Origin of the sequence: Gordonia sp. SMJS1, from assembly GCF_029866425.1 — a bacterium.
Classification (GTDB): domain Bacteria; phylum Actinomycetota; class Actinomycetes; order Mycobacteriales; family Mycobacteriaceae; genus Gordonia; species Gordonia hongkongensis.
This window is the reverse complement of the sequence record NZ_CP123381.1, coordinates 4,692,634-4,704,739: the sequence shown is the minus strand read 5'-3', so window position 1 is coordinate 4,704,739 and position 12,106 is coordinate 4,692,634. Positions and strand designations below refer to the sequence as shown.

Below are 12,106 nucleotides of genomic sequence, written 5' to 3'. Positions count from 1 at the left end.
TGCCTTGCTGAGAGTTCTACTTGTGGCCGGGCCGCTTCTTGCCGGCCGCGATGCCGAAGCCCTTGGCCTTCGACGCCCCGGTCTCGGCGACCGTGCGAGCAGCGGACGAACCGTTGCTCGACGCCGCAGGCGCCGCCTCTGTGTCGGCGTCGTCTGCGTCGCCCGGGCTCTCGACCTCGGCCGTCTCCGCGTCGTCGGCCTCTGTTACCGGAGCCTCGGCGGCCGGGGCCTCGTTCACAGCCGCTTCGGTCGCTGCGGCCTCGGCTGGTGCCTCCTCGGCCTGCGGGGCCTCGGGTTCTGGCTCAGCCGATTCCGGAGTCGGAGCAGCTGCCGGTGCGGCCTTGCTCGCGCCGCCCGGTCGCTTCTTGCCCGCGGCCATGCCGAAGCCCTTGGCCTTGGCCGGCTTCTCCTCGGTCAGCACGGCGGCCGAGCCGCCCTGCGGCGCCTCGGCGGCTGGAGTCTCAGCAGCCGGAGCCTCGGCAGCGGGTGCCTCGGCGGTCTCGGCAGGTGCGACGTCCGTCTCGGGAGCGGGGGCGGGGGCGTCCGCAGCCTCGGCAGGTGCCGCAGCCGGCTTGGCCGCGGCCTTGCCGATACCGCCGGGCCGCTTCTTGCCCGCGGACATCCCGAAGCCCTTGGCCTTGCCAGGCTTCTCTTCCGTTGCCGCAGCGACAGGTGATTCCGTCGCCGATCCCGCGGTAGCCGACTCCGCTGTCGTCGTTCCCGCTGTCGCCGAAGCCGATTCCGTGTCCACGGTGGGGGCGGCGTCCGGGGCCGATTCGCTTTCGTCGACCTTGCTCTCGGCGGGCGCGGTCACCCCGGCGGCGGGGGCCGCCGCGTTGGTGGTCTTCTGACCCGGGCGCTTGGCCTTGCCCATGCCGAAGCCCTTGGATGCGGGCTTCTTCTCGGCCTGCGGCGTCTCGGTGGTGGCCTCGGCGACCTCCTCCTTGACCGCCTCGGACGACTCGGCCTCGGCCGGCACCGGCTCGGCGGTACCACCGGCGGGCTTGCTCGCGGCACCGGGACGCTTGGCGCCGCCCTTCATGCCGAAGCCCTTGGCTGCGGGCTTCTTCTCGGCGGGTGCCTCGGCTGCGGTCTCGGCGGTTGCCGGCTCCGGGGCGGCCGACGCCGCTGCGGCACCGGGCTTCTTGCCGCCCTTCATGCCGAAGCCCTTCGATGCCGGCTTCTTCTCGGCGGGTGCCTTCTCGGCGGGTGCTTCCGGTGCCGCGGTCTTGGCCGCCGCGCCCGGCTTCTTGCCGCCCTTCATGCCCAGGCCGACCTTCGGCTTCGGCGCGGCCTCGGTGGTCGCGGCCGACGCAGTCGCCGCCGCGGGCACCTTCTCGGGCTCGGGTTCCGGCTCCGGCTCGGCGAGGGTGGGACGCGGTCCGAGGAACCGGCCGCCGAGCTTGACCTCGGTCCGGTCGCGCTTCACCGACTCGAGCAACAACTGCGCGACGTCGACGACCTCGACCTTGCCCTCGGACTCGGTACCGCTCGTCCGGGCGGTCACACCGTCGGTGAGCATGACGCGGCAGAACGGACAGCCGGTCGCGACCTTCTTGACCTGATCGCCGGTGGTGTCGCCGAGGGTGTCCAGCGCCTCGTCGACCCGGTCGATGTTGATCCGCTTGCCGATCTGCTCTTCCATCCACATGCGGGCACCGCCGGCACCACAGCACATGGACCGTTCGCCGTGTCGCGGCATCTCGGTGAGCGTCGAACCGGCCGCACCCATCAACTCACGCGGGGCGTCGTAGACCTTGTTGTGGCGGCCCAGGTAGCACGGGTCGTGGTAGGTGACACCCTCGCCGAGCGGTGCGACCGGAACGAGTCGCTTCTCGCGCACGAGACGATTCAGCAGCTGCGTGTGGTGGACGACCTCGTACTTCGCGCCCAGCTGCGGGTACTCGTTGCCCAGTGCGTTGAAGCAGTGCGCACAGGTGACGACGACCTTCTTGCGCTGCTCGGGCGCGGTCGCGAAGACCTCGCCGAGCATCTCGATGTTCTGCTGCGCGAGCATCTGGAAGAGGAACTCGTTGCCGGCACGTCGTGCGGAGTCACCGGTACAGGTCTCGCCCTCGCCGAGGACCATGAAGTTCACCGCGGCCATGTCGAGGAGCTCGGCGACGGCTTTGGTGGTCTTCTTCGCGCGGTCCTCGTAGGCACCGGCACAGCCGACCCAGAACAGATACTCGAAGCCCTCGAACGACTCGACGTCCTTGCCGAAGACCGGGATCTCGATGTCCATCTCGTCGATCCAGGCGGTGCGCGCGGAGGCGTTCTGGCCCCACGGGTTGCCCTTGTTCTCGAGGTTCTTGAACATGCCGGCCAGCTCGGTCGGGAAGTCCGACTCGATCAGGACCTGGTAGCGGCGCATGTCGAGGATGTGGTCGACGTGCTCGATGTCGACCGGGCACTGCTCGACGCAGGCACCGCAGGTGGTGCAGCTCCACAGGGTCTCGGTGTCGATGACGGCACCGAGCGCCTCGGGATCGAACTCACCCTCCACGGCTTCGACGACCTGACCGCCGCCGAGATCGCCCTTGGACTCGCCGACGAGCTTGCGGGCCGCCTCGGCACGCGCCGATTCCGGGATCGCGTTGAGTTTGTCCTCGAGGACGTTGCCGTCGGCATCGACGAGGCCGACCTCGTCGCCGCCCATGTCCTTGCGGCCACCGGCGAGCAGGTACGGGGCCTTGGCGTTGCCGTGGTCGCGCAGCGACATGATGAGCAGCTTCGGGCTCAGCGGCTTGCCGGTGTTCCACGCCGGACACTGCGACTGGCAGCGGCCACACTCGGTACACGTGGTGAAGTCGAGCCATCCCTTCCACGAGAAGTCCTCGATCTTGCCGGCGCCGAACGCGTCGACATCGGGATCGGCGGTCTCCATGTCGAGGACCTTGCCCTGGCTCATCATCGGCTTCGCGGCACCGAGGGCGACGCCGCCGTCCTGCTCGCGCTTGAAGTAGATGTTGAAGAAGGCCGAGAAACGGTGCCAGGCAACGCCCCAGCTGATGTTCATGCCGACCATGGCCAGCCAGACCATGCCGCTCATCAGCTTGATCACGGCGAAGATCGACACCAGCGTCGGCGAGGCCGGGAGAATCTTCGCGACCTGCATGGTGAAGAAATCGGAGTAGGCGTTCGCGTGACCGTAGGTCGCGATCTTCGACGCCTTGACCAGGATCATGCCGAGGCCTTCGAGCAGCACGATGGCCTCGACGAAGTAGGCCGGTCCGAAGCGCGAACCACCGAAGCGCGACAGCCGCTCGGGGACGCGCGGGTGGTTGAGCTGGCGGATCACGATCAGCACGATGATGCCGACGACGGTGGCGATGCCGAGCAGCTCGTCCCAGAGGTGCCACGCGAAGGTGTCACCGAAGACGGGCCACTGGAACTCCGGGTTGATGGACTGTCCGTAGGCCTCGAACCACAGCAGGAATCCACCGAGGAAGCCGACCATCACGAGCCAGTGCGCCCAGCCGACGGTGCGGAACTTGACCATCCGCGTGTGGACGATGAATTCCTTCATCATCGTCAGGAAGCGCGGGAGGATGGGCCAGAAGCGGGAGCTGTCGACCTTGTGCCCGAGCTTGATGGTGCGGAAGATCCGCACCATGCCACCGAGGAACAGGTACCAGCAGAGGAGGCTGATCACCGCGGCTGTCGTGCCGATGGCAATCGTCGTGGTAGTCACGGGCGCGTACCGGCCTTTCGTCTAGGTCGTCCGCCCCCGGTCGCGGAACGCGAGGCTGGGTACCACGGGGCGGTGTACTACAGGTAACCGTAATTCGTTGCGCCACCGGCGCGCTGCCAAGGCTGGCCTAATTACGCTGGTCTACCTCATATCAGATGATACTCGCGAGTAACTTACTGTCGAGTCAGGGTGTCCGAGGCCACGTCCGGGCCGCGGGTGCCCGGAGACGTCACCGGTTCGCGCGACCTTCTCGAGTTCCTCGAGCGCCGTATCGAGGTGCGTGAGCAGGCGTTGCAGGCTCGGGAGCTGGGCCCGGGCGCCGATCAGCCCGAAGTTGATGTGCTCGGCGGTGCTGGTCACCGTGATGTTGAGCGCGAGACCCTGCGTCGGGATGGAGACCGGGTACACCCCGTCGAGGCGGGCGCCGTTCCAGTACAGGTGCTTCGACGGCCCGGGGACGTTGCTGATGATGATGTTGAACTGCGGGGGGACGTACTGGACGAAGCCGGGCACGGTCGCGAAGGCGAGCGGCGCGAAATTCGCCGCTCCCAGCGCGAGCGCCTGCAGCGGACGAAGGCCCCGGACCACCGACTTGCTGTGGCGCGCCGACTCGACGAGTTTGTCCAGGCGGCGTTCGGGATCCGGCTCATCGGTCGCGAGACTCACCAGGATGGCGGTCACCGCGTTGCCGTCGTCATCGCCGTCGGTGTGCATCGACACCGGCACCGCCGCGATGAGCGGGGCGTCGGGCAACGCGTCCTGGTCGATGAGGTACGACCGCAGGGCCCCCGAACACATGGCGACGATCACGTCGTTGAGGGTGATGTTCCGGGCATCGGCCACTGCGCGCAGACGGTCGATCTCCCACTGCTGCGAGGCGAATCGGCGGGCGCTCCCGATCGCGACGTCGAGAATCGTGCGCGGGGCCCGTCCCAGTGGGGCGACGAACTCCGGGTCGCGGAGGCCGGCCACCGCGACCTTCGCGGCCGCGGGCCCGAGGCCGGCGACCTGGCCTGCCACGTTCGCCAGGCCGGACACCCGGCTGCGCAGACTCGGCGAGGGGCGCGGGGGTCGACGCTCGACCAGCGCCGGGTCCCAGGGTGCAGTACCCGACCGGTCGTCGGGGTCGTCGGACAAGGTCCGCTGGAGCAGGCGCAACGCGGAGACGCCGTCGACGACGGAGTGGTGGATCTTGCTGTAGAGCGCCACCCGGCCGTCGTCGAGACCCTCGATGACGTGGATCTCCCACATCGGTCGGAACCGGTCCATCAGGGCCCCGTGGTTGAGGGAGACGTATCGCAGCAGCTCGCGGACGCGGCCGGGGCGGGGGAGCACGGTCCGCCGGACGTGGTAGTCGAAGTCGATCTCGTCGTCGAAGGACCACGCCACGTTGCCCAGCAGGGTCACCGGTACTGCCGGCCGTTTGCGGAAGGTCGGATGGACTTCGGTGCAGCCGCAGAACGCTTCGATGATCTCTTCGGCGAGTTCGCTCGACGACTGGCCCTCGCGCGGTACGAACAGTTGGAGTCCGCCCACGTGCATGGGCTGCTCCCGCGTCTCGGCGAGGAGGAACATCGACGAGGTGACCGGCATGTACGGCATCGCACCATCACTTTCACACCACGAAATGGATGCGCGCACAGGCTGAGCGCGACCGAGGTCCTCTCAGTATCACGGGGCGACCGCCGGGTCCGGGCTCGAACGGGCATGTTGGTGGTCGGTCCCCTACGTTGTAGGGGTGAGGTCAGGTGCTCGTCTCGTCGTACCGGTGCTGCTGGTGCTGGTCGAACTGTGGATCACCCTGGCCGCCACGTGGATGTACTTCTCGTCGGTGGGCAGGATCGACGACGCGACGGCACCCGCTCGCCCGTCCACGCTGCTGGTGCTGGGTTCCCTCGTCCACGACGACGGGTCGCCCGGCGACTACGTGCGAGGGCGGCTCGACACGGCGCGGGAGCTGTACCGGACCGGGGGAGTCGCCCGGATCATCAACTCGGGCAACGGTTCCGACGAGGCTGGGAACGAACCAGCGGTGATGCGACGCTATCTCGAGGAACGCGGTGTCAACCCGCGGGTGATCGCCGACGACCCGGCCGGCCTCGACACCGCGGCGAGCTGCCGGCGCGCCCGGGAGGTGTTCGGCGTCGACGAGGTGGTCATCGTGACGCAGGGTTTCCACCTGCGCCGGGCCATCGCGTTGTGCCGGGACCAGGGCGTCGACGCGCGCGGTGTCGCTGCTCGATGTGACTGCCCCGCTTGGACTCTCGTCCGCAACCACATTCGCGAGACGGTCTTCGCCGGGCCGCGTGCTCTGCTGACCGCGGTGGGCTGAGGGCAAGCCGGCCGCCCAGGCGGTCACCGGACTACGACCGTTTTGTCCGACCTTGCGCCAGTATCGGTTAGGCTTACCTGGCTTGGTCGGGGGTGAAGGTTCATTGGTGTCCCGAGAACAGAGGAGTATCGGCAAGTGCACACAAGACGATGGGTTCGACGAGTGGTCGCCACCGCTGGGGCGGCGATCATGGCCGCCGGGTTGCTCGCGGCCTGCACAGGAAGCGATTCGTCGAACGACGACGAGGCGCTCGTGCTCTACTCGGGACGTTCGGAGTCTCTGGTGGGTCCGCTGGTGGAACGAATCCACGCGACGGTTCCGGTGACGGCGGCGTACGACAAGAAGGCCGCGCAGATCCTGGAGGAGGGCGACGGTAGCCCGGCCGACCTCTTCTTCGCGCAAGATGCCGGCGAGCTCGGCGCTCTTGCCGAGGCCGGACTCCTCGAACCCCTCCCCGCAGACATCGCCGAGAACGTCCCCGAGGCCTACCGGTCTGAGACCGGCACCTGGGTGTCCACGTCGGCGCGCTCTCGTGTGTTGATCTTCGATCCGGCGCAGGTGGATCCGGCCACCCTCCCGGCGGGCATCGACGGACTTCTCGCGCCCGAGATGCGTGGCAAGGTCGGTTACGCCCCCACGAATGCCTCGTTCAAGTCCTTCGTGACTGCGCTCCGACTCACTCGCGGCGACGATGGCGCTCGCGCTTGGCTCACCGCCTTCCTTGCCAACGACCCCAAGTCGTTCGAGGGCAACGGGCCCATCGTGGAGGGCGTGAACACCGGACAACTCGCAGCGGGACTCACCAACCACTACTACTGGGTCCAGGAGGTGCAGGAGAAGGGAATCGAGAACGTTCCCGGGCGACTGCACTTCTTCTCCGACGGCGATCCGGGCGCGCTCGTGAACGTGGGTGCGATCGGTGTCCTCAAGACCGCGTCCGACAAGGAGCAGGCCTTCGAATTCGTCCGACAGTTGCTGACGCCGGAGACCCAGACCTACTTCGCCACCGAGGTGGGCGAGTACCCGGTGGTCGGGAACGAGCCGCTCCCGGTCGAGGGACTGCCGACGCTGGAGCAGCTGTCACCGCCGCAGATCGCCCTCGACGAACTGGCCGATGTCGTCGGCACAGATGAGTTGCTGCGCGAGGTCGGCGCTGTCTGACCTGTTGGTCAACACCAGGATTCGTCCCGGCCGTCATCTCCGGCCGGGGCGAATGCTGTTGTGCACGATCAGCGTCTGCATCGCCCTGTTGTTGATCACGCCCGCGGTCTATCTCGTCGTTCGGGTCGCCGACATCGGGATCGATCAGGCGACCGCGCTTCTGTTCCGCCCGCGCACCGGTCAACTTCTCTGGCGCACGGTTCAGCTCGCAGCGATCGTCACGTGCGCGTCGATCATCATCGGGGTCGTGCTGGCGTGGTGTGTGTCCCGCGGGGTGGGGCGCGGGCGCGCATTCGTCATCGCGTTACTCGCGGCGCCGCTCGCGATCCCCTCGTACGTATCGGGCTTTGTGTGGACCCGTCTGTTCCCGGGATTCGAGGGCCTGGGGGCGGCTGCACTCGTCTTGACCCTGGCCTGTTATCCCCTGGTCATGCTGCCGACGGTGGCGCTGCTTTCCGGTACCGGCCGCACTGATGAGGATGCCGCCCGCACTCTGGGCTGTGGTCCGCTCGAAGCCTTTGTGCGCGTGACTCTCCCGCGTGTTCGCACGGGGGTCGTTGCGGGTGGACTGCTGGTTGCGCTGTACGCGATCAGCGATTTCGGTGGACCCGCGATCGTCCGCTTCGAGCCGTTCACCGTGGGGATCTACAACGCCTACAACGGAACCCTGGACCGTTCGGTCGCCGCACTCTACGGTGTGGTTCTCGCACTCGTCGCGGTGGCGCTCGCCGTCGTCGAACGGCGAGCACGACGCCACGTCGATCCAAGTGCCACCCCGTCGCGGTCGAGGGTCTCGAAGAACCGGCCGGTGGCCTGGGGTCTCGTCACAGCCACCGTCGCGGTGGGCGTCTGCCTTCCGATCGTCGGGCTGTTACGCGAGATCAGCGAGTCCCGCCGGCTCGGATTCGACAGCGTCGGCGAACTGCTGGCCTGGGTGGGTCCGTACGCCCGGACCACGACGTTGCTCTCGGTACAGGCGGCCATCGTCATCGCCCTTCTCGCATTGCCGTTGGCATTCTTCATATCTCGTCCGCGTAGCAGGACCGGGGACACTGTCGAGGCCGTGTCCTACCTCGGTTATACGTTGCCGGGTGTGACCGTTGCGCTCTCGATGGTCTTCTTGGGCACCCGCGTCGTCCCGGACCTCTACCTCACCGCCACGATGCTCATCGCCACCTATGCGGTCCTGTTCCTGCCGGTCTGTCTGGGTCCGATCCGATCCGGTGTCGACTCCATCCCGTGTGCGGTGTCCGAGGTCTCGCGCACTCTCGGTGCGGGACCGCTGACGACCGCGGTGCGTGTGCAACTCCCGTTGGTGATGCCGGCGATCATGGCCGGCTCCGCTCTCGCGTTCTTGTCGGTTGCCAAGGAACTACCCGCCACCTTGATGCTTGCCCCGATCGGAACACGAACTCTCGCAACGGATATGTGGAGTCTGAACAACGACTTGAGTTACGGTCGCGCAGCCGTCCTCGGGTTGGTTCTGATCGTCGTCTCGTCGCTACCCACCGCGGCGCTGTCCGCACTGTTCGGAAGGGCACGCCACGCATGAGGAACGCGGTTCGTGTAGACGACGTCTCGGTCGTGTACGGCAGCACGACCGTTCTCGACGGCGTGTCCTTTCACGTTCCCGCCGGGTCGATCACGGCGGTCATCGGTCCATCGGGCTGCGGTAAGACGACCCTGTTGCGCGCGATCGCGGGTCTCGAGCCGATCCGAGCGGGTCGCATCGAGATCGACGGTGTCGAGGTCGCCTCGGCCGGCTCTGCCCGAACCCGCCCGGTGGGGGTTCGACCCGAACGTCGGAGGTTCGGGTTGGTGCCACAAGAGGGGGCGCTGTTCGACAATCTGACCGTCGCGGGCAACGTCGGGTTCGGACTCGGTCCCTGGTGGAGACGTATGCCCGGCCGGGCGGCCCGGATTGCTGAGTTGCTCGACGTGGTCGGGCTGGAGGAGTTCGGCGATCGACGGCCCGATTCGCTGTCCGGCGGTCAGCGCCAACGGGTGGCACTGGCCCGCGCGCTCGCACCCCGACCAGCTGTCATCGGGCTGGACGAACCGTTTTCGGCACTTGATGCCCAGCTGAGGACGCAGCTGCGCGAGCATGTCCGGGCCACGATCCTGGCGGAGGGTTCGAGTGGGCTGTTGGTCACTCACGACCGTGAGGAGGCGATGGCGATGGCCGACCACGTCGTGGTGTTGATGGCGGGTTGCGTGCGCCAGGTCGGGACACCCGAGGAGATCTACCTCGAGCCCGTCGACGCGGAGGTCGCGCGCATGTTCGGGGAGATGACGGATCTGCCGGGCGAAGCCGACGACGGCGAGGTCTCGTGCGCGGCAGGACGGTTACGCATTCGCCGGCCGGGCCACGGGGCAGGAGTGGTGATGCTGCGGCCCGGGGACCTGGAGATCGTATCCGGCGTCGCGAATGTCGGTTGCGCAGAGGTGCTCGCGGTACGACCTCGCGGTGACCACGTGGACGTCCGAGTATCGGTGCCTCCGGTCGAATCCGGCTGCCCCGCGGTCGAGTTGACCGTTCGGGCCGAGCCGGGATGGCATCGTCCGGCCGGCACCGTCGTCGAGTACCGGCAACGACGGCCGGTGCACTTTCGCGAGCGGCACTGAGGTGGCGTGCCGTCCGCTCACCACCAACCCAGCGACCGCTGTAGATCGGCTTCGACGGCAGGGATGAGGCTGCGGACGAAGGTCGCCGACAAGTGGTGGAAGTCGTGCCACACCAGGATGTTCCCGACGACCGCGGGGCAGTACTCGTCGTCGCACATGGCGTCGGTGTAGTCGAGGAAGCTCATGTTGGGGAACTCGCCGGCGAGCGCGGCGGCGGGGTCGGCCGGCGCCATCGCCTGTGCTCGGGGCACGCCGCACACCTCGGGTTTGCGTCCGCTGGCGAGACACTCCGGCGGCTTGAGTTGTCCGGTCGCCCAGGGGTTGTCGCGGACCGCGACGACCCGCTGCCCGCGGTCGCGGAACTCGGCGAAGATCTCTTCGTAGTCCTTGGGGACGTAGTCGCCGTCGCCCGACTCGACGGGCCGGGTGCTGTTGGTGAACACGACATCCGGCTTGTCGACGGCGAGCCGCTCCATGACGCGACGCGACCAGTCGTTGCACTGGTAGTACTTCTGGCCGAACCACGTGAACACGTGCTCGGTCGTGAGGGCGCACCCGACCTTGAGGTAGGTGGTCACGCGGAAGTCGTGGCGCTTGCCGATGGCGTCGAGCGCGGTGATCCACTGTTCCGCATGCGAACCGCCGACCAGCGCGATGGTTCGGGTGGCGTTCACGTTGCCGTAGTACCCGACCTTGATGGACGGGTCCTTCCAGCCGCTGATGATCGAGTCGTAGGAGGTGATCGGCCAGTCCATGTCGACGACTTGGGGACTCGGTTGTGCGGTCACGTTCGGTACCGGAGCGCCGTCGAGGAATGCCCGCGCACCCGGGTACAGCCGTGGGTCGAGGTTCTGGGTGTCGAGGGTGGCGTTGGCGGCGTCGCGCTGCCAGGTCACCGCGGCGGCGCCGGCTGCGACGCTGATGACGACCAGTACCGCGACGAGGGCGCGCCGGTAGCCTCTGGTCTTCTCGAACGGCGGCCGCGCGACCACGCCATCGGCATCGGGCGGCACCGGGGACTGCTTCCGCTTCGCCGACCCGGCACGCAGCGGCGCCTCGACGTACTTCGTGGTCAGCCAGGCGAGCAGCACGGACACGGCCAGGATGGCGGTGCCCTCGAACCACGAGACATCGTCCTGATAGCGCCACGCCAGGTAGAAGATGAGCAGCGGCCAGTGCCACAGATACAGCGCGTAGGCGATCGAGCCCAGCCACACCAGCCGGGGATGGGCGAGACCGCGGCTCACCCCGGATCGGATCGAGGTCTGGCCGGACGCCGTCTTCTGATCGACGGGGGCCTGATCGATGGGGGCGGTCTGGGACGAGCCGACCCAGATGAGGATCAGCGTCGCTCCCACGGGGACGAGCGCCCACGCCGCGGGGTATTCCTGGACGCCGGCGATCCACCAGCCACACGTCACGATAAGGCCCAGGGCCACGAGTCCCAGTAGGTCACGCACCCGCTGCGACAGCGCGATCCGCGGCATCCACACCGCGAGGAGTCCGCCCACGAGCGGTTCCCACAGACGGGCCACGGTGTCGTAGTAGGTGAAGGGCTGGTTGATCCCGTGGCGGTAGTTGGCCCACGCGAAGGAGCCCAGTGCGACGACGCCGAGCGCGATCCCGACGACTCCACGGACCACCTTGGGGTCGGCGAAGAATGCGGATCGCCGGCCGAGGGCACGCAGCACCGCGCCCAGTGCCAGCGCGCAGACGAGGGTGAGGACGAAGAACTGGCCCTGCATCGACATGGACCAGAGATGCTGCATCGGGCTGTTCGCGGAGTCGGCGGCCGCGTAGTCCTGCGACTCGAACGCGAGGTGCCAGTTCTGGTAGTACAGGGCACTGGCCTGCAGTTCGGCCCCGAGCGGTCCCCAACGCGTCGTCGGCATGATCAGCGCGATCAGTCCGGCGGTGACCGCGAGGACCAGCAGCAGAGCGGGCAGCAACCGGCGCAGGAGCCGGGAGAATCGCGGCCACGGATTGATCGCCGCGCCCCAGGAACTCGTCGTGGGCTGGGTCGCCAGGACGTGCTTGAGCAGAGACGCGACGAAGAAGTAACCGGACAGGGTCAGGAAGACGTCGACGCCGCCGGACACCCGGCCGAACCAGACATGGAAGATCGCGACCAGCGCGATCGCGATGCCGCGCAGCCCGTCGAGGTCCAGCCGGTACCCGGACGTGTTGCCGGTCGCGGCGTCCTCGTTCGGGGTTGCGACGGGTGTCGCATCGGTCAGGGGCGTACGCACAGAGGGCGATGGTACTTGCCCGCACCTGAGGGAAGCCTGGCACGA

The 12,106-nt window shown here is 67.9% G+C and carries 7 protein-coding genes; 4 read left to right on the top strand and 3 right to left on the bottom strand.

Going from position 1 to position 12,106, the window contains the following annotated elements; translation table 11 throughout:
- Nucleotides 1–16: 16 nt before the first annotated feature.
- Nucleotides 17–3,694 (bottom strand): (Fe-S)-binding protein, encoded by a 3,678-nt coding sequence (locus QAD21_RS21330; RefSeq protein WP_058249641.1) that lies wholly within the window; start codon nucleotides 3,692–3,694, stop codon nucleotides 17–19.
- A 141-nt stretch (nucleotides 3,695–3,835) separates the two neighbouring features.
- A complete protein-coding gene (locus tag QAD21_RS21325) occupies nucleotides 3,836–5,296 on the bottom strand; it encodes a wax ester/triacylglycerol synthase family O-acyltransferase (RefSeq protein ID WP_280360221.1) in 1,461 nt (486 codons plus the stop codon).
- Nucleotides 5,297–5,510: 214 nt separating this feature from the next.
- On the opposite strand from QAD21_RS21325, the gene QAD21_RS21320 reads away from it, so the two are divergent.
- The 4 genes from QAD21_RS21320 to QAD21_RS21305 all read left to right on the top strand — a co-directional run bounded on the left by QAD21_RS21320 (nucleotide 5,511) and on the right by QAD21_RS21305 (nucleotide 9,812).
- Complete coding sequence (locus tag QAD21_RS21320; RefSeq protein WP_058249929.1) at nucleotides 5,511–6,026, top strand: YdcF family protein; 516 nt, start codon at nucleotides 5,511–5,513, stop codon at nucleotides 6,024–6,026.
- 189 nt (nucleotides 6,027–6,215) lie between these two features.
- Nucleotides 6,216–7,187 (top strand): extracellular solute-binding protein, encoded by a 972-nt coding sequence (locus QAD21_RS21315; RefSeq protein WP_058249930.1) that lies wholly within the window; start codon nucleotides 6,216–6,218, stop codon nucleotides 7,185–7,187.
- A complete protein-coding gene (locus QAD21_RS21310; RefSeq protein ID WP_226514175.1) occupies nucleotides 7,141–8,739 on the top strand; it encodes an iron ABC transporter permease in 1,599 nt (532 codons plus the stop codon). The genes QAD21_RS21315 and QAD21_RS21310 overlap by 47 nt, the downstream gene beginning before the upstream one ends.
- Nucleotides 8,736–9,812, top strand: a complete 1,077-nt coding sequence (locus QAD21_RS21305) for an ABC transporter ATP-binding protein (RefSeq protein WP_159371546.1) — start codon at nucleotides 8,736–8,738, stop codon at nucleotides 9,810–9,812. The genes QAD21_RS21310 and QAD21_RS21305 overlap by 4 nt, the downstream gene beginning before the upstream one ends.
- Before the next feature lie 17 nt (nucleotides 9,813–9,829).
- Here the strand turns inward: QAD21_RS21305 and QAD21_RS21300 are convergent, their stop codons facing one another.
- The gene (locus tag QAD21_RS21300) at nucleotides 9,830–12,061 is read right to left on the bottom strand and encodes an acyltransferase family protein (protein WP_159371545.1); all 2,232 of its coding nucleotides are present in this window, start codon (nucleotides 12,059–12,061) and stop codon (nucleotides 9,830–9,832) included.
- Nucleotides 12,062–12,106: the final 45 nt, after the last annotated feature.

What these genes read in the sequence shown, in the direction of transcription:
- QAD21_RS21325 (WP_280360221.1), bottom strand. Translation starts at nt 5,296, where the DNA reads ATGCCGTACATGCCGGTCACCTCGTCGATGTTCCTCCTCGCCGAGACG.
- QAD21_RS21320 (WP_058249929.1), top strand. Translation starts at nt 5,511, where the DNA reads ATGTACTTCTCGTCGGTGGGCAGGATCGACGACGCGACGGCACCCGCT.
- QAD21_RS21315 (WP_058249930.1), top strand. Translation starts at nt 6,216, where the DNA reads ATGGCCGCCGGGTTGCTCGCGGCCTGCACAGGAAGCGATTCGTCGAAC.
- QAD21_RS21310 (WP_226514175.1), top strand. Translation starts at nt 7,141, where the DNA reads ATGTCGTCGGCACAGATGAGTTGCTGCGCGAGGTCGGCGCTGTCTGAC.
- QAD21_RS21305 (WP_159371546.1), top strand. Translation starts at nt 8,736, where the DNA reads ATGAGGAACGCGGTTCGTGTAGACGACGTCTCGGTCGTGTACGGCAGC.